This is a genomic window from Rhizobium sp. CCGE531 (assembly GCF_003627795.1).
Lineage (GTDB): Bacteria > Pseudomonadota > Alphaproteobacteria > Rhizobiales > Rhizobiaceae > Rhizobium.
The window spans coordinates 276,989-294,050 of the sequence record NZ_CP032688.1 but is presented as its reverse complement, the minus strand read 5'-3'; the positions used below and the strand labels follow the sequence as shown (position 1 = coordinate 294,050).

15 protein-coding genes and 1 pseudogene are annotated in these 17,062 nt (G+C 57.4%); 5 read left to right on the top strand and 11 right to left on the bottom strand.

Annotated elements, in window-relative coordinates; all coding sequences use genetic code 11:
- Positions 1-11: 11 nt before the first annotated feature.
- Positions 12-1,142 carry an RHE_PE00001 family protein gene (locus CCGE531_RS34050; RefSeq protein ID WP_205586543.1) on the top strand — a complete coding sequence of 377 codons (1,131 nt, stop codon included), beginning with the start codon at positions 12-14 and terminating at the stop codon, positions 1,140-1,142.
- Between the two features lie 2 nt (positions 1,143-1,144).
- Here the strand turns inward: CCGE531_RS34050 and CCGE531_RS34045 are convergent, their stop codons facing one another.
- Positions 1,145-1,711 (bottom strand): hypothetical protein, encoded by a 567-nt coding sequence (locus CCGE531_RS34045; protein WP_120671235.1) that lies wholly within the window; start codon positions 1,709-1,711, stop codon positions 1,145-1,147.
- Between the two features lie 209 nt (positions 1,712-1,920).
- Here CCGE531_RS34045 and CCGE531_RS35285 point away from each other — a divergent pair.
- A pseudogene (locus CCGE531_RS35285) lies at positions 1,921-1,998 on the top strand (helix-turn-helix domain-containing protein); the annotation flags it as partial.
- Between the two features lie 451 nt (positions 1,999-2,449).
- Positions 2,450-3,616: an ImmA/IrrE family metallo-endopeptidase gene (locus CCGE531_RS34035; protein ID WP_120671234.1), complete on the top strand. Its 1,167-nt coding sequence runs from the start codon at positions 2,450-2,452 to the stop codon at positions 3,614-3,616.
- On the opposite strand, the gene CCGE531_RS34030 is transcribed toward CCGE531_RS34035, so the two are convergent.
- The 3 genes from CCGE531_RS34030 to CCGE531_RS34020 all read right to left on the bottom strand — a co-directional run bounded on the left by CCGE531_RS34030 (position 3,606) and on the right by CCGE531_RS34020 (position 6,439).
- Positions 3,606-4,415: a hypothetical protein gene (locus tag CCGE531_RS34030; protein ID WP_162944188.1), complete on the bottom strand. Its 810-nt coding sequence runs from the start codon at positions 4,413-4,415 to the stop codon at positions 3,606-3,608. The genes CCGE531_RS34035 and CCGE531_RS34030 overlap by 11 nt on opposite strands.
- A gap of 127 nt (positions 4,416-4,542) precedes the next feature.
- Positions 4,543-5,565 carry a thymidylate synthase gene (locus CCGE531_RS34025; RefSeq protein WP_162944186.1) on the bottom strand — a complete coding sequence of 341 codons (1,023 nt, stop codon included), beginning with the start codon at positions 5,563-5,565 and terminating at the stop codon, positions 4,543-4,545.
- Positions 5,566-5,653: 88 nt separating this feature from the next.
- Positions 5,654-6,439 (bottom strand): hypothetical protein, encoded by a 786-nt coding sequence (locus tag CCGE531_RS34020; protein WP_120671231.1) that lies wholly within the window; start codon positions 6,437-6,439, stop codon positions 5,654-5,656.
- A gap of 243 nt (positions 6,440-6,682) precedes the next feature.
- Here CCGE531_RS34020 and CCGE531_RS34015 point away from each other — a divergent pair, with 243 nt between their 5' ends.
- A complete protein-coding gene (locus tag CCGE531_RS34015; RefSeq protein WP_120671230.1) occupies positions 6,683-8,980 on the top strand; it encodes an AAA family ATPase in 2,298 nt (765 codons plus the stop codon).
- A gap of 321 nt (positions 8,981-9,301) precedes the next feature.
- Here the strand turns inward: CCGE531_RS34015 and CCGE531_RS34010 are convergent, their stop codons facing one another.
- The 4 genes from CCGE531_RS34010 to CCGE531_RS33995 are packed head-to-tail and all read right to left on the bottom strand — an operon-like array spanning position 9,302 to position 12,212.
- Complete coding sequence (locus CCGE531_RS34010; RefSeq protein ID WP_120671229.1) at positions 9,302-9,739, bottom strand: lipocalin-like domain-containing protein; 438 nt, start codon at positions 9,737-9,739, stop codon at positions 9,302-9,304.
- Between the two features lie 40 nt (positions 9,740-9,779).
- On the bottom strand, positions 9,780-10,241 hold the full coding sequence (locus CCGE531_RS34005; protein ID WP_120671228.1) for a cyclophilin-like fold protein: 462 nt from the start codon (positions 10,239-10,241) through the stop codon (positions 9,780-9,782).
- 10 nt (positions 10,242-10,251) lie between these two features.
- Positions 10,252-10,998, bottom strand: a complete 747-nt coding sequence (locus CCGE531_RS34000; protein ID WP_120671227.1) for an SDR family oxidoreductase — start codon at positions 10,996-10,998, stop codon at positions 10,252-10,254.
- A gap of 29 nt (positions 10,999-11,027) precedes the next feature.
- Entirely contained in the window at positions 11,028-12,212 is a 1,185-nt protein-coding gene (locus CCGE531_RS33995; protein ID WP_120671226.1) for an MFS transporter, read from the bottom strand.
- Positions 12,213-12,306: 94 nt separating this feature from the next.
- Here CCGE531_RS33995 and CCGE531_RS33990 point away from each other — a divergent pair, with 94 nt between their 5' ends.
- Positions 12,307-13,212 carry a LysR family transcriptional regulator gene (locus CCGE531_RS33990; protein WP_120671225.1) on the top strand — a complete coding sequence of 302 codons (906 nt, stop codon included), beginning with the start codon at positions 12,307-12,309 and terminating at the stop codon, positions 13,210-13,212.
- 247 nt (positions 13,213-13,459) lie between these two features.
- Here the strand turns inward: CCGE531_RS33990 and CCGE531_RS33985 are convergent.
- From CCGE531_RS33985 to CCGE531_RS33975, 3 genes are all read right to left on the bottom strand, one after another.
- Positions 13,460-14,541, bottom strand: a protein-coding gene (locus tag CCGE531_RS33985; protein ID WP_120669925.1) for an IS630 family transposase whose coding sequence is annotated in 2 segments (ribosomal slippage) — positions 13,460-14,002 and positions 14,005-14,541 — 1,080 coding nt in all. Because the reading frame shifts where the segments join, the coding sequence is not laid out codon by codon here.
- 366 nt (positions 14,542-14,907) lie between these two features.
- Positions 14,908-16,095 (bottom strand): IS91 family transposase, encoded by a 1,188-nt coding sequence (locus CCGE531_RS33980; protein ID WP_120662594.1) that lies wholly within the window; start codon positions 16,093-16,095, stop codon positions 14,908-14,910.
- A gap of 5 nt (positions 16,096-16,100) precedes the next feature.
- The gene (locus tag CCGE531_RS33975; protein WP_120662595.1) at positions 16,101-16,964 is read right to left on the bottom strand and encodes a tyrosine-type recombinase/integrase; all 864 of its coding nucleotides are present in this window, start codon (positions 16,962-16,964) and stop codon (positions 16,101-16,103) included.
- Between the last annotated feature and the right edge of the window lie 98 nt (positions 16,965-17,062).

Below are 17,062 nucleotides of genomic sequence, written 5' to 3'. Positions count from 1 at the left end.
CCATAAAATCAATGGCTTACGATCTCGCGAAAATTAACACGAGTGGCTTGATGCGGCCGGCTTTCGACGCCGGCATCGCTCTCACCCGTCTCGACGAGCGCATTGCTCGCTCCCCCGTGGGAGCGGGCTTACTCGAACGGATGCAATACTACGACGCCTGCGCCTCGCTCTGGATCGACGGCGAACTCGTCCATCTTGAAGATCTCGTCCTTCACGACGCCACGAAGGACATTCGCACACCCACCCACGAGCTGACAATCTCCCGCGACGTGCTGCGCACGCGTCGGCGCATCGTCGGCCAGTCACCGGACTGGGCGCTTTCGGACGAGGGCATTCGAACGCTGCGGAAAACCTCGGAGATCGGGTCGGGCGGCGGGGACGAGGCGACGACGACCGGAGTTATTCGGCCGGCGATCGCGATCGACGCGGAAGGGGAGGGGGAAGATGTCGACGAAATCGAACATCTCCCCGGCGTCGACTACGCCGTCATCGATGCGGTGCTCGCACGATCGGAGGCGGCAATCGAGAGAGCCACCCGGCCCAGCCGCGACGGCGGCCGAGAAAAAGATCCAATGATCTACGACCTCGACTGGGACGAGGATGCGCGGCTCGACGAATGGCGCGGCGTGGTGCGCCAGGTCGAAAATTTGCCGGCGCTGCTGCAGGCGATCGTTGCCCTCGATGCCTGGAACGAGCTTTCCGTGCTTCAGCACGCGCCGTGGCTCGGTCGGCAGTTTTCCGCTTCGATCCTGCGCCAGGCTGGCATCACCACCGGCGCTCACCTGGCCGCCATCAATCTCGGCCTGAAAACCATTCCGGTCGATCGGCGCCGGCATCGCGATCGAGAAACCCGGCTGCTGGCCATCACCCAAGGGTTTTTGGCGGCCGCCGAGATCGGCATGAAGGAACATGACCGGCTGGCGCTGGCACGAAAAATGTTGGAGCGAAAGCTGGAGGGGCGGCGGACGTCGTCAAAACTGCCGGAACTGGTCCAGCTGGTGATGGCGAAACCACTCGTGTCGGCCGGCATGGTGGCCAAGACGCTCGAGGTTACGCCGCAGGCGGCGCGGCGGATCGTTTTGGAGCTGGGCTTGCGAGAGATGACCGGGAGGGGGAGGTTTCGGGCGTGGGGCGTAATTTAACCTCAAGAACCAGTATTTGCTCGACTGAATACTCGATCAATAATCGACCTAACCTTAGCCTCCTCAGACTCGGATTTTCCTCTGGCGATTATCGTCAGAAGCATGCTGGTTACTGTCAGAAACTGCGCCCGCAGTTGATCTCGGTTGCTCTTTTTTCTAAGCGATTCCGGTAAGAGCAGCACTGTCGCATTTTTCAGTTCCGGCGTATCAAAGTTCACTGGCATACGGCTATGCGCGCACGCATTTCGTACCTCCCTCACAATATCGAGCAAATACCGCGTATGGCTGTCAATAAGCCCCAAGCTGTACGCCATCAAAATCTTTGAAGAGAACGTGCCGGCCAACCCGTCGAATCCAAAAAATCGTTGGCTATCCTCTTTGTCTAGCTGAATGAGCGTTCTTTGAATGCGACTCTGAAGCTCATCTTCGAGGATAGAACCAGCAATGACCACCATCGAGCGATCACTCTCGCTCTTCAGGCTGTCGACTATCGCGCGATAATTTTCGTCGGTGAAGGGTATCGCCGAGAGCTTCTTCAATTCTCTGAGCGCCGCGGGCTTTTTCTTCAAATTCTTCCTCTGAGCAAAGGGATGCTATCAGCGTCTTCCAGGCGATGTTTATGGTGCTCAAATCCTTTAGTTTCAGTTGATGTGCTCGTTTCATATGAGCCACCGCGTTTACCTGTTTGCGCGACATCAAGGCCGTTCTAGCCTCTGCATTCTGCTCTTCCAGTGGTACCGCCCTATCGACGAGTGCAAGGAACGCCGCGCCGATGCCGGCGCGGCGGATCGTGGCGGATCTCGGCCTCAGGGAGATGACCGGGAGGAGGAGGTTTCGGGCATGGGGCGTATTTTAGGCGCGCCGTTTCATATAGTTGGGGGTAAGGTTGTTGCGCAGCCGAATAATACTGCATGATCTCCTATTGATGATACGATCTCGCCGGGTAGTTTAACGTTTCATACAACTGATTCAGTCAAGACTGTTCTCTATGGGTTTTTCCGTTGATCAGTACCTTGAAGTTCGATCGCTTACTGCAGGCATTGATCATTGGAACTGCAATTCTCATCCACTATCATAAGCGACGTAACGCTGGACAAAGACGAGGCTGTCAGACTATTGGGAGCCAGCCTGACTGCAAGCTATCACGCATTGGTTGCGGATATTAGGGATGTTCTCTTTTTGGGAGAATTGCCTGATGTTCCGATAGTCTCGCACCAGCAAGAGAATGTACGGTTATCGTATCGCATTGAAGGCGACACGTTTTTGGAAATTGAACCGATCGGCAAGTCAATCGTTCGTCAGAGTGAATGGCAAAAAGCTTATCGAGTTCGGTTGCGAAACATAAGTTCAGCCGGGAAGGTTTTGATATGAGTTTCGAGCCAAACTGGGCTTCTCCTCCAGGTGCCACAATCCAGCGATTGATGGTGACGCGGGAAATTGATGCAGACGATCTCGCTGACGGCCTTGGCCTTGAGCGGCCTGTACTCAGTCTGCTTCTTGAAGGGAACGCCCGCATAACGCCGACGCTTGCGTCGGCCTTGGCGGATCAACTCGGCTCAACACCCAGGTTCTGGCTTGCGCGCGACAAAAGCTACCTGTCCGATCTAGCGCGCCTATCGGCTGCCGCTGATACCGACGTCATGTGGGCCAAGGCCATGCCGGTTGCGTCGATGCGGAGGTATGGCTGGATTGATAGAAGCGCAAAGAAGGAAGAACTGCGAGAAGCATTGCTGTCATTCTTCGACTGCGCGAGCCTTCCCGATTGGAATTCTCGTTATTCCGGCGGTATCGGCGCGGTTGTTTTTCGGCGTTCGTTCGCATTTGAGGTCGATGAGATGGCGACGCTCGTCTGGTTGCGGGCCGGAGAACGGCAGGCCGCTGAGATTGATCTCCCATCATTCGATCCAAAGGGGTTCGTGAATATACTGCCTCGGCTTCGCAAGCTTTCGGCATTCAAAAAACCTTCGATCTTTCTTCCCCGCCTGATCGAAGCTTGCCGCTCAGTTGGCGTAGCCGTCACCACTGCGCGCGCGCCGGACGGCTGCAGAGCGAGCGGTGCGACGTGGAGGCTGGCCAGCGGCAATCCGATCATTCATCTCAGCTTCCGTCATCGAGCTGAAGATCATTTCTGGTTCACCTTTTTCCACGAAGCCGGCCACGTGGTCATGCACGGCGATTCTCACCTTGATCTCGATGGTAGCGATCCGTCTCTCCTTGGATCGTCCAAGGAGGAGATGGAGGCGAACCTGTTTGCTCAGGATTACTTGCTTCCCCGAGAGGTGCGGGCCGCTCTGATAGGTAAGCCGAACCCGCGAGCTATTCTTCATGCCGCGAAAATGGTGGGTGTATCACCGGGGATAATTGTCGGTCAGCTTGAGAAAGCAAAGGCGCTCGAACCTGGGAAGCTGAGCAGAATGAAGCATCGCTACCGTTGGGATGATAATCCGTACGTTCCAGAGCTCACTAGCCTTTGAAGTAGATATAGCGGTCCGGGCTCTTCTGCCAATTGCAGAGGCTGTCTTCCAGGACCTGCTTGCCGACGCCAAGGTACGCGTCCATCTCGTCGACTCGCTTCTGTAACGACGACGACGAAACTGCGGCGGCCGTGCTGTTATGGAAGAGCAGCTTCGCTCCACCCAAAGGACCGGTCGCACCGACGAGGTATGTGCTGCCGGCATCAATGGGCGCGAGGTTCAGCTTGCCCAACATTGTGAGAAAGTCAAAGTTGCCCAATCTCCCGAAGCCGAAAACTGGCGTGAGTGACCGGTAGAGTTGATCGAACACGTCAGTCGGGTTTTGTCCGTGCGTTTTGTGGATGGCTTGTACTCTCGCGGTAAAGCCGCCTTGGGCACATTGCCAAGCGTGAAACGAGCTGAAGACCGTGCTGATCGTTTTAGGATTTTTACTCTGGTACTGTCGATGATTGGAGAATCGGCCAGACACTACCTTATCCTTCAAGGATGCCCCATTTGCCACAAGCATTGCGTCGAACTGCACCGCCTGAGCCGAATAGGCTGCGAAGTCCCACGTGGGGCCATGCCCGAAAGAGCCCATGACGTTCGAGGCAAGCTTCCAGCCGTCCGTGACATGCTTGCCGAAGTGGGTCGCTACGAATGTCAGCCATACGGCCTCGTCGGTCTGCCCCTTACGACCCAAGAAAGCAGCGCCCTTTAGCGGGTCGAACAGTACGTTATTGGGGTCTAGTCGGCGCGGATCGATATTTTGATTGTTGAGGAGCCGTATGAACTCTATCCGCCGCAGGCTCGATATCATCTGAGCCACCCACGTGCTCCGTCTTGCAGCCGTCGTCAACCCAGGAAGCTGACCGTTGTCGGCTTCGTATGCGGCCAGTGCAGCAAGTATGTCGGCAGCTCGATCGGCATGGTGGCGCAAAGACAAATCAGTGATTCCTCAATATATCAAAAGCAGTATGCTCAGATCCGGCCCATCGATCAACGTGATCGACAACCAGAACTCGGTAGCACGGATCCAGCGCTAAAATCATTCCATCGTAATCAACGCCTTGTACTTTACCTTTGATGATTGAATGCAGCTTTGGGATCATTGCAAGATTCTGCCAGTATTGTGGAAGAGCGCTTGATGGCTCGAAATTGATATTCCCAGCTCTATACTCGCGCTCACAATTCAAGAACTCTTGGATTGATGGCCATGGATCGCCCGCCGGCATTTTCGGCATTGCGATTTCTTCAAAGGTCCCCTCATCACAATACTGCTGAGCGAACGTTCTAGATGGCTTGAACTCGTTGTCGTCGTATAGGTGAAGGCTGGCCACAGAGTGCTGATAAGTCCCAATTTCGCACTGCAGCTCGACTGCAGCGATCTCCTGAAGCATTGTGAAGGAAAAAATGTCGTGTGGTAGCCCAATCCAGGCGTCGTTCGAGCGCATGTGCACATGTAAGTGAAGCGCGCCGCCGCGGATCACGAATTGGAGCGTGCAGGTGCATGGGATGTCATTACTACCTTTCGCAGCGTCGTCGTTGGAAAATACTTGGATGACTGCATTGCGAGAGCCGGGTCGCTCGCGCAGAAGGCCGATTACACGGTCCCATTGGCTTGCCCCGCGCGGCAGAAAGATCCGCTTTCCGTACGCTCCATTGGCGGTGATTCCACCATCGTCAGAAAAATTGGCGTATATCATGCCAAGATAGTGCGAGATGAATGCAATGGTGTCGTCGCCCGCCAGATACCAAGCAAGCTCTCCTACCCCGCTGAACAAGATGGATCGGCCCATTGCGCGACTGAGGCGTGCCCTAGGGTCAGTTAGCTGCAGGAGAGCGCCAAAGACCTCAGTGCTATCTCCTTTTTTGGAGGTAACACGATTGTTCTCGGTATGGCTCCCCAAGAGCTGACAGTACGTCTTTCTCAGCAGCTTATCGATGTGATTTTCTGATGCGTAGAACAACGCCAGCTTCCACCCCATTCCCCTATTGGAAGATAATAAAGGGCGGAGCTCAATACAACGCTGGGTTTGAAAATTTCGGCGCCGAGGTTCACTTCCGCTTCATGAACGCTTCTTGATAGCGCTCGGGTAGCGTCTTGGTCGTTTCGAGCGCGGAATTCAGATGATGGCATTGAAAGATCGCCATATTTGCTTGGAACCGATAACGGTCGAGCAGTGCATTTGCAGCTGCTTTAATCTTCTCATCCATTCCGTCGATATATGGATAGATGAACTGCACTCCGAGACCATTCGGATGGGAAATTTCCGAGAGGAAGTCATAGTTCTTCATTGCTGATAATGTCTGTTCAAGGAGCTGAGGCTCAGCTCCAGGTTTCCTTAGGGCTCCGAACAACGCAGTGAAGACGCCATACTTCGCATCAAGATAACGGACATACTTTGCGTCAACCTCTTCGAAATGACGCAAAGCATCGTTGACGTGAACGGGTTTGATAGCTGCTTCATTGGAGCCTCCCCAGAATGAGGTGAAGCGTTTTTCCAAATTTTCCAATTTACCGTGTGCTATCAGCCGATCCATTTCGGATATGAAGAAGCTGCCCATGGCAATGGTCTCAATCAAGGCCCTTCCAACGATCGTCGCTGGGACGATGTGACCAGACGCGATCAATGACTCGATCGAGCGAGTAAGGTCTTCGCACCGCTTGGCGTAGCCATATGCAAGCTCCAAAATTGAGAAGAGATGGGTTCCCTTAGGGTTGAACTCGAAAGAAATCTCGGCTGTCGCCCAACCACTTAATTCCGATTTTATTCCTGACAATCGCTCCATAGCGAGCGGCAAGCTCTCGATTGTTGCTGGTTTTTGTCCTCCCTCCAACATGCTGTAACTCCGTGTCTCTTCCATATCCGCGGACGATGCGGTGGATCCAATTGTAGAGTGAATTGTCGCTGGGTTCCGCACGCGTGGTCAATGCCGCCCGTAAAGTATCCACCTGTCGTATTAGATCGGTGGTCCATTGGTGGTCGCCCGACCACGTACGCTGATCTCGAAGATTAACGTACCGATTTTGCTTGCAATACCGAACCCTAGTTGTGCACATTTGATGCAACTCAGGGGGGCGACATGTTCGTCGATCGAATTCAACTTTTGCGCAATGTCGGGCAATTCGACAATGTCGCCACTGGAGCGCAGCTGTCATTCGGCAAGCTTACACTAATTTATGCGGAGAACGGCCGCGGCAAGACGACGGTGGCGACCATCCTGCGGTCGCTGAGCTCGGGCGATGCGGTTCTTGTCAACGAACGCCAGCGCCTCGGATCCCAACACCCGCCGCATATCATCGTGGGCCGACAGGGCACGGCACCACATATGTTTCAAAACGGCGCCTGGAGCCAGCCGCTTCCGCATATTGCAGTCTTCGACGATGCCTTTGTGGCGCAGAATGTTTGTTCTGGCATCGAGATAGAAACGGCACATCGCCAGAACTTGCATGAATTGATCCTCGGCGGGCAGGGGGTCCAGCTCAATGCCATGGTGCTTCAGCATATCGCTGCGATCGAGCAGCATAACCGCACGCTGAAGGAGCGGACCGACGCCATTCCCGTAGCCACGCGCGGGGCGCTGACGGTCGATGCGTTCTGCGCGCTTCAAGCCGATACGGAGGTGGACGGCAAGATTGAGGAGGCAGAACGCCGGTTGGCTGCTGCGCGGGCTGCCGACGCGGTCCAGCACCAGGACGCATTCCAGCTTGTGAGCCTGCCGGCATTCGACCCGGCAGCTATCAACAGCCTGCTAGCGCGAGATCTCCCTGCTCTGGAAGCCGCCGCGGCCGCCCGCCTTCAGGCGCATTTCGGCGTGCTCGGCCAAGGTGGAGAAGCTTGGGTGAGCCAAGGCATCGGCCGCATCGGACCGGCTTCGGCGGGCGAAGACCACGAGGTCTGTCCGTTCTGTGCGCAGGATCTGAGAGGTTCGCCGCTCATTGCACATTATCAGGCGTATTTCAGCGCCGAATATCAGACACTGAAAACGGACATCGCTACCGCGATATCGGGCGTCAATACCGCCCATGCCGGCGACATCCCGGCCGCCTTCGAGCGCGGCATCCGCACTGCCGCGCAAACCAGCGAGTTCTGGAATCGCTTCGCCCAGGACGTCCCTGCGGTCGGGGTGGATACAGCTGCAATTGCCCGCGTCTGGAACGCGGCGCGTACCGCTGTTGTAGCGGTGCTACGTCTCAAGCAGGCTTCCCCGCTTGAGCCGTCGGCGCTTTCGGCTGAGGCGCAGGCTGCGATCGATGCCTATGAAGCCGCACGTCGCGATATCGAGGCGCTCTCCGCATGCCTGCAGGCCGCCAACACAAATATCGCCATTGTTAAGGAGCGTGCGGCCGGCGCCAACCTTGCAGCCCTCATGGCCGACTTACAGCGGCTTGTTCTGGTGCGGACACGCCATACACAACCCGCGACGGATCTCTGCACGGCCTATCTGGCCGAAAAGCAGGCCAAGGCCGCAACAGAAACGCTGCGCGACAATGCCCGGGAGGCACTCGACCAGTATCGTCAGAGAGTCTTTCCGGCCTACCAGACGGCCATCAACGACTACCTTCAAAGATTCAATGCGGGGTTCCGCATCGGCGCCGTTGCTTCTATCAACAGCCGCAGTGGTTCGTCGGCCAACTACAACGTTGTGATCAACAACGCCTCGGTCGCACTGACCGGAAACGGTCCGTCTTTCCGCAACACCCTGAGTGCCGGCGATCGCAACACGCTGGCGCTCGCGTTCTTCTTTGCCTCGCTCGATCGCGACCCGTCGCTCGCCGACAAGATCGTCGTGATCGACGACCCCATGACGAGCCTTGATGAGCATCGCTCTTTGACCACCGTCCACGAAATGCGGGCGCTCCACGACCGCGTCAGCCAGATGATTGTGCTTTCGCACTCCAAGCCGTTCCTTCTTGGTGTTTGGAACGGCGCCGACCGGGCAGCAAGCCGCACCGCCATCCGGATCGCCCGGCAGGGCGCCGGCTCGACTCTGTCCGCCTGGGACGTGTCCCAGGACTCGGTTACAGAGCATGATCGTCGGCATGCCCTTGTCAGCGACTATATCGCCAACGGTGGACCTGCGACTGAACGTGAAGCAGCTCAAGCACTCCGCCCGATCCTAGAGGCCTTCATGCGTGTCGCGTTTCCGGACCACTATCCGCCGGAGACATTGCTCGGTCCCTTCCTGGGTCTGTGCCGGCAGCGCGTGGGAACTGCGGATGAAATCCTGTCGCAGGCTGATATCACCGAGCTGGAAGCCCTAAAAGACTATGGCAACCGGTTTCACCACGACAGCAACCCTGCTTGGCAAACCGCCGTCATCAACGATCAAGAGCTCACTGGCTTTTGCAGGCGCACCTTAGCGTTCGCACGCAGGTAACCGTTAACTGAACCACCCAGCCATCAAAGAGCTATCTATATGGCTAACCCACTGACTACCCTATACAATCGAGATTGAGAATAGCGAGGAAATTCGGTGGTCGCTGGTTCGCATCCTTTCAAGGCGTCTAGGAGTACTCGAACACAACCCCGTTTTCCCAAATGTAAGACGCTGTCATAGAGTCAGTCTTCATCATCGACGGCGTCAGCTAGGCCTGCGAGGTTACTGGACCTCAATATGAATTGCCCGCCTCATCCGGGGCGGGCAATTTATGCGATCAGACACGGTGGTTCCTGAAGAACGTCTGCAGGGCTCGAGCTTTCAGAAGCGGTCGTAGCTGACGCGCCAACCTTCTGCAGCATCGACCGGGGAAATCACCAGCTTGTCACCTGTGACCTCGAACTTGCGCTCAAGTCTCTGACCGATCAGGTCGCGGACCAGAGAGGACTCCACGGTGATCGCGAATATGTTCTTGGCATCGTCGATCTCAACTGGGCCGTAATAGGCCTCGTATGCTTTCGTGGTGTAGGGCGTGTCCGCGGCATTCGCATCGGGGTTCATCGCCTGCACCGACAAGGTGCCCGCTTGGGTGAACACGAGCTCGCCTGAATATGGAATGGCCTGAAGACTGCCCGCAGCGCCGACCTCCAGTGTGGTCATGCGCCAGGTGCCGATGATCGGAGACTTTGCATCGCTGGCGAACGCCGGGGAGGTGAACGCCAGCATCAGTCCTGCAGCCAAGATCTTTAAACTGTTCATCGAAATGTCCTTTGTTGGGTGGCCGGAGGTAGAGGATCTGTCAAATCCGTTCGATACGAACGGGATATTCGCCGCGTACCAGCAGCGCGTCGAAACTGTTGTCAAACCGGCCGAGACGGATCAGCCCGTCCCAGCGATAGTCCGCATAGAAGAGAGCGAGGTTGCCCCAGGGCTTGAAGTAGCAGAGGTCGCCGGGTTGCTCGTTGGTGAAGGGGCCGCTCGCTTCCTCGGTGAGCTTGCGAGGTAGGCGAACGATCTTCTCGTTGCCTCCGAAGTCCTCGATCTTGAGCTCAAGCGGAAGCAGGGACGCAAGGTCGCGCGCCGATGGGTTGTCGTAGAGCGTCGCTGTCAGCACCAGTCCGTTGAAGGTCAACCTGATGCGAACGTCGGTGGTCACCTGGTTGCTTGGGTCGCGTCCTTGCTGTGCAATGGCGACACGTGGAATTGCCGCAGCAGCCAGCGCCGTGCCCAGAACCTGTCGTCGGCTGATCGGACGAGACATGGCAGTTCCGTCAGACCGGCTGCGCTGTGGGCCGGAAGAGGATTTCGTTGATATCGACGTCATCAGGCTCGCTGATGGCGAATGCGACGCTCCGGGCGAATGTACCTGGTCCGATGGCGATCTTGCTGACGAAATCTCTGGTGCCCGTCTGGATATCCTTTTCACTGATATGATTGAGGAGTTCGGTACTGACCGCGCCGGGGGAGATAATCGTTGTCCGGATGTTGTAGGGTTTCACCTCCTTGCGCAGGCCCTCGGACAAGGCGCGGACGGCATGTTTTGTGGCGCAATAGACAGTCGCACCCGGATCGACGACATGGCCGTAAATAGAGGAGACATTGATGATGTGTCCTGACTTCCGGACCTTCATGTGAGGGAGGGCCGCAGCAATACCATAGAGCACGCCCTTGATGTTTACGTCGATCATGCGGTCCCATTCGTCGATTTTCAAACGCTCAAGCGGGGCAAGCGGCATGAGGCCGGCGTTGTTGAGCAGGACGTCAATCCGTCCGAACCGTTCGACAGCGGTATCGACGAGTGTCTTGACCTGATCCCGGTCGGTCACGTCAGTCTGCACCGCGACGACCTCGGAGCCCGTCGCAATAAGTTCTGCAGCCAAAGCCTTGATACGGTCGACCCGCCGCGCGCCGATGACCACGGTCGCGCCGCGCTCGGCGAGATGGCGTGCGGTTGCCTCGCCGAGGCCGCTGCTGGCCCCGGTGATAACGACGACCTTGTCTTCGATTCCATGTGACATAACGGTCTCCAGTCTTTGAGTGTGAGAAGTCAGTTGCGAGGCCGGGCGAGGGCGGCCAGAACCGCCGACCCGACGAGCAGGATTGCGGAGAGGACAAAGGCGCTCCACCATCCGACGGTATCGAACAGGACGCCGCCTACGGACGCGCCGCCTGCTATGGCGAGCTGGATCAGGGCGACCTGCAGGCCGCCGCCGGCTTCGAGATCGTCCGGGATGATACGTGCCATCCAGGTATTCCAGGCGACGGGCACCGGTGTCGACACGATACCCCAGAGAACAAGCAGGGCTGCCGTCAGCCACTGGAATGGTCCGGCTGCGATCAGGAGGAGGGCGATGACGGCAAGGACGACGGGCATGCCGACAAGAGCGACACCGAGATGCCGACGGAGCACAAACCCGATCGCGAACAGTCCGGCCAGTCCGCCCGCACCCAGGCCGAGCAGTACCATGGATAGTGTGTTGATATCGAGCCGGGTCACATGCTCGAGGAACGGCCTCAGGTAGATCGAGAGCGAATTCATACCGATAAACGTCAGCGCAGTCGCCGCCATGCCGATCGCGAAGGTGCGGTTGCGGAGCAATCTGAACATTGTCCCAACGGATGCAGCTTTGGCAGATGGCATGTCCGGCAGGACAGCCTTTTGCCATACCAGCGCCGCGAGGCCGATAGGGACAGTGACGAGAAACGTGTTGCGCCAACCAATGAGGCTGCCGAGAAAACTGCCCAACGGTGCGGCGGCCACGATTGCCAATGCCGTTCCGCCCTGAAGCAGCGCAATTGCCCTGGGAAGATCGCGGCCAGATGCGAGACGCGCAAGAATGGCGGTCGACAGTGACCAGAAGCCGCCGATAGCCATACCAACCATGGCTCTCCCTACCAGGAAGATGAGGTAGCTTGGGGCAAGGGCAACCGTGAGGCTGGAGAGCGTCAGGATGGACGTGTAGAAAAGGACGACCGTTTTCCGGTCCAGTTGGCCCAAAACCCTGTTTCCGAACAGGCTGGTCACGACTGCAAAGAAGCCCGAGACCGCGATTGCCAGTCCTGCCTGACCTTCCGTGATCGACAAGTCCTGGGCAATCGGCGTCAGAAGGCTGACGGGCATGAACTCCAGCCCTACCAGAAGGAATGTCAGGAGCGACAGACAGGCAATGGCGCTCCAGGGCGTCGCCTGGTGCAGGCCGCTAAATCCATCTTCTACGGTCAGTTCGGTCATATCGTACTCGCTCTCGTTGCGAGATTAGATAACGGTGTTGAAGTCGTGCCACTAGACGGCATAAACTGCATGTCGTGATGAGAGAGATTCAACAATGCGCCGAGATGAATTTACCGAGATGCGGGCCTTTCTTGAGGTGGCGAGAGAACGCAGCTTTACGCGCGCGGCAGTCAAGCTTGGGGTGACGCGATCTGCGCTTAGTCACACCATCCGAGCGCTGGAGGAGAGGCTTGGCGTGCGCCTTCTTGCGCGCACGACCCGCGATGTCGCGCCTACTGCCATGGGGCAGAGGCTGGTGCAGAGTATCGAGCATCATTTCGAGGGGATCAGTGCCGAGGTTGCAGCGCTGAAGGCGCTCAGTGACAAGCCTTCTGGCCATGTCCGGATCGTCTGTCCCGATGATGCCATCGAGTTAGTGTTTCGAAAAAAGCTGAAGACGTTCCTGCGCGAATACGCGGACATTCAGGTTGAACTCATCGTTGACAACGGTTTCACCAATATCGTCGAGCGCCAGTTCGATGCAGGGGTGCGGCTGGGCGAGGCCATTGCCAGAGATATGGTAGCTGTTCGCATTGGTCCTGATATCAGCTATTCCGTCGTCGGATCGCCTGAATACTTTAAGCGCCATCCGGAACCGGAGAGCCCGCAGGATCTCACGGTGCACAATTGCGTCAACCTGCGGCTTCCCACATCCGGTGGCCTTTACGCGTGGGAGTTCCAGGAGGACGGGCGCGAGTTCAGCGTCCGTGTCGAAGGCCAACTGGTCTACAGCAATATCGGTTCGGCGATCGACACAGCCCTCGACGGGGTTGGTCTTGCCTACGCCCCAACCGATCTCATTCGCGGATATGTCGATGACGGCCATCTGCGAGAGGTCATCAAGGACTGGTGCCCGACCTTTCAAGGCTATCATCTCTACTATCCCAACAAGCGAAATCATTCCCCGGCGTTCTCGACATTTGTCGATGCATTCAGGTTTCGCATTGGCACGGGCTATTGAAAAAATCGTGCTCCGGTGGCGCTCGCAGCTGAAGCGTTTTGCGACGGGTATGTTGTGTATTATTGGACCGTCGGTTCGTATCTGTTCAAGGCGCCCGAGCATGATCCGCCGGCGCGACCCGCTGCACGCGATTGCCACAAAGTCACGAAAAAAGCCGGGTCCCGTGATGTTCCTCACGAGACCCGGAAGTCGGCCGGACAGCCGGCCTCTGGGAGAACATGTGCCGTCTTATACCAAGGCTTGATGACTAGAACTCATTGGCCCATTTTCTGCGCCCGATCGACATGATGCGCCAAGGCTGACGTTGAAGCTTGCGCCAGGCATCGCAGCAGTGATCGACGATGTCTTCGTAGGATGTGTACACACGGTTAGAGAGCCAGTTTTCGCGCATGAACTGCCAGAGATTTTCGACCGGATTGAGTTCGGGTGACTTCGCTGGCAGCGGTAGAATGGTGATGTTTTCGGGCACCATGAGATTGTTCGATAAATGCCAACCCGCCTGATCCATGACGAGGATGGCGTGGGCGTCATTGGCAACATGGCCGGATATCTCGATCAAATGCTGGTTCATGGCATGGGTATCGCACCATGGCATGACGAGGGCGGCGGCCTTGCCAAATTTCGGGCAGATCGCGCCGAAGATATAAGCGGATCTCGTTCGCTGATCATGCGGAGCCGAGGGCCGTGTCCCTCGTTTGGCCCATCGCCTGGCGATCTTATTCTTCTGGCCGATGCGGGCCTCGTCCTGGAACCAGATTTCTATTCGCTTGCCTTTAGCGGCCCCGGCGGCGATTTCTCCCACTGCGGCGGGAAAGTTTTTTTAAATTCCTCAATCGCATGCGGGTCCTGCGCATGATGCTTCGGTCGGGCAGTGAGTTTGCGATAGCCCAGGGCATTCAATTCGCGCCCAAGCGTCTGGCGGCTGATGGAGATACGATGCTCCTGCCAAAGCCATTGCGCCAGATCGACCAGCCGCCAGCGCACGACGCCATCGAGATAGGGAACGGGACCGTTCTCAACCGCCTCGACCAGCGCCTTCCGCTGCTGATCGTTCAACAAGGGCTCACGTCCCTTCGCCTTTCCCGTTTTCAGGCCATCTGGACCATGCAGATTGAAACGCTCGACCCAGTCACGGACAATTTGCAAACCGACCCCACCCATCGATGCTGCCTGGCTGCGCGAACCACCCTCGTAAATGATCGACAAGGCCAACAATCGGCGCGACCAATCCGCGTCACGGCTCTGCCTTGCCAGCCGACGCAGATCATCAGCCGTATAATCTCCACGAATGGTCAGCGCTGTTCCCATGGCGAAATCTCCTTTCGCCATCTTGAATCATGATTTGCCGGAAAATGGAATCTGGAGGGTTATTTGAGGGCGCATCAGGCGGTCCGGCGAATTCGGGCGACCTCATGTAAGCCGGATTGAACTAAGGCGCGGGTAGTTTGACGCTGCTATGGGGAATTTTAGAGCACGCCCGCCGGAGCGGTACCGGGAACAATTTAGCCACGGCCGGTCCATCGGGAAGATAGGTCGAATGTACGCTTTCAGGAGCGGTTTGCCGTACGTTTCGGGGATCTATTTGCGAAATGGGTCGGTACCGGCGGTCTTTTGACCTGGCTAAGGTCAAGCGATATCGCACGCTGGAGATGCGCTGGGTCTGTGGTCGTATAACGTGGCGCGGATTGTCGGGCGTCATGATGTATCGCACCGGAAGGATGAAGGTCGGAGGGGCGCAACTGGTGCAACGTTGACGCCTGTCCTACGCATGGGGCGCCGGCAGTCGGGGCATTCGTAGGAGTGCGTTTGCTGCGATTTGGCTGAATGGGGTTGCCCGCCTGTTGGTGATGGCTGGCCGAGGAGGCTTCTGCAGAGACTGATACGATCCCGCCGATGACAATTGGCGAGAAAGCCGAAGTGGCGCATGCGGTGGAAACCATCCGGAATTACATGAAGGAGAAAGCGCCGAATGAACTCGTAGGGACGAAGGCGCATGATCTTGTCACGGTCGCGACCATTGCCACGATAATCCTTCCATCGGAAGGCGACGTGGTCGCCATCGGCATGAACGATACGGCTGTTTGCGATAGCGACACGATGGGTGTAGCGGCCGAGATAGGCAAGCACCTGGTCCGGCCCACCGAAGGGCGGCTTGGCATAGACGACCCATTCGATGCTGCGAGCGCGCGAGAGATGGCAGGTGAATGTGTTGTCGTCGTTGAGATGAGCGAGTTCGTTGACGAAGTGCAGCTCACCTTGGGCGAAAGCTTCAGCGAGGGCGGTCAGAAAGAGTCGCCGAAACAGGCGTGACAACACCCGAACGGGTAGAAAGAAGCCCGGTCGGCACGCGACCCACCTTGATCTGTCTGGTGAAAGACCGCCGCCCGGCACGAGACAATGGGCATGGGGATGGTGGGTCATCGCCTGGCCCCAAGTGTGAAGGACGGCGGTGACGCCGATCTCGGCGCCCAGCCATTTGGGGTTGGCCGCGATGGTCTGCAGCGTCTCGGCTGAGATCCGCATCAGCAATGCATAGACGACCGCCTTGTTCTGGAAGGCGATCTCGGCGACGCCACGCGGTAGCGTGAAGACCACATGGAAGTATGGGACTGGCAAGAGATCGGCGACGCGTGCGTCGACCCACTCCTTGCGAGCCGCGCCCTGACACTTCGGGCAGTGGCGGTTACGGCAGGAATTGTAAGAGATGCGGGTCTTGCCGCACTCGTCGCAGGCATCGACGTGACCCCCGAGCCTGGGTGTCCGGCAAGCTTCTATCGCGCCCATGACGCGTCGTTCGCCGCGGCCAAGATGACCGACGTTCTCCCACCTATAAGAGTCCCCATGTCGCCGGAAGATGTCGGCGACTTCGAAGGTCGGGCGCAACCGATTTACGATCCCGGCGGCGTCACCTCCAGCTGCAACAGATCAAGTGGGCTGGCTGTTGATCGGATCGTGTCGGTGGAAACCTGCGTATAGTGTGCCGTGCTCGACAGATGGGCATGGCCGAGCAGGACCTGGATGATCCGGATGTCAGTGCCATTCTCCAGTAGGTGAGTGGCAAAGGAATGCCGCAACGTATGAACGGTGACGCGTTTTGAAAGACCCGTTGCGGCAACCGCCGATCGGCAAGCGGCATTCAAGACTGTCGGTTCGATCGGTTTGTCGGCATCACGCCCTGGAAAAAGGAATGCCGTGGGGCGCGATAGACGCCAATAGCTGCGCAGGATGCCGAGCAGTTCTGTCGACAGCATAACGTATCGGGCTTTGGCGCCTTTACCATGGCGAACATGCATCACCATGCGGGAGCTGTCGACATCCTCGACCTTCAGTCCGCAGACCTCACCGACCCTGAGGCCAGCAGCATAAGCCGTAGTCAGCGCCACGCGCGCCTTCAGACTGGAGACGGCCTCAAGAAATTGCACCACTTCGTCCGCCGACAGAATAACAGGAAGTTTCCGTGGCTCGCGCGCGTACGGGATCCGCTCGGGGACATCGTCCTGACCCAGAGTGATCCCATAGAAAAACCGAAGAGCGCATACAATCTGGTTCAACGATGCCCAGGATATCCCGGTTGAGACGAGGTAAACCTGGAAGCTACGAATATCGTCAAGATCGAGCCGATCAGGCGATCGGGCGAAATAGCGGCTGAACTTCCGGACTGCACTGATGTAGGATCGTTGGGTCGCCGGGGACAAATTGCGGACCGTCATGTCCTCAATCATCCGGCGGCGAAGAGGGCTCATCTCAGCCATCGGGGCCTCCTGTCTGAAGGGTGGGTTGCAACACAACCATCCTCTCAGTCAGGGCGCTCTCGTCAAAGCCTGCCGCAAATCGCCGCGATCAGCGGCTT

Bases quoted from the DNA above. Each gene is read 5' to 3' on its own strand.
- CCGE531_RS33990 (WP_120671225.1), top strand. From the start codon at position 12,307: ATGCGCCGAGATGAATTTACCGAGATGCGGGCCTTTCTTGAGGTGGCG.
- CCGE531_RS33995 (WP_120671226.1), bottom strand. From the start codon at position 12,212: ATGACCGAACTGACCGTAGAAGATGGATTTAGCGGCCTGCACCAGGCG.
- CCGE531_RS34035 (WP_120671234.1), top strand. From the start codon at position 2,450: ATGGCAAAAAGCTTATCGAGTTCGGTTGCGAAACATAAGTTCAGCCGG.
- CCGE531_RS34010 (WP_120671229.1), bottom strand. From the start codon at position 9,739: ATGAACAGTTTAAAGATCTTGGCTGCAGGACTGATGCTGGCGTTCACC.
- CCGE531_RS34020 (WP_120671231.1), bottom strand. From the start codon at position 6,439: ATGTTGGAGGGAGGACAAAAACCAGCAACAATCGAGAGCTTGCCGCTC.
- CCGE531_RS34005 (WP_120671228.1), bottom strand. From the start codon at position 10,241: ATGTCTCGTCCGATCAGCCGACGACAGGTTCTGGGCACGGCGCTGGCT.
- CCGE531_RS34050 (WP_205586543.1), top strand. From the start codon at position 12: ATGGCTTACGATCTCGCGAAAATTAACACGAGTGGCTTGATGCGGCCG.
- CCGE531_RS34000 (WP_120671227.1), bottom strand. From the start codon at position 10,998: ATGTCACATGGAATCGAAGACAAGGTCGTCGTTATCACCGGGGCCAGC.
- CCGE531_RS34015 (WP_120671230.1), top strand. From the start codon at position 6,683: ATGTTCGTCGATCGAATTCAACTTTTGCGCAATGTCGGGCAATTCGAC.
- CCGE531_RS33975 (WP_120662595.1), bottom strand. From the start codon at position 16,964: ATGGCTGAGATGAGCCCTCTTCGCCGCCGGATGATTGAGGACATGACG.
- CCGE531_RS34030 (WP_162944188.1), bottom strand. From the start codon at position 4,415: ATGATATCGAGCCTGCGGCGGATAGAGTTCATACGGCTCCTCAACAAT.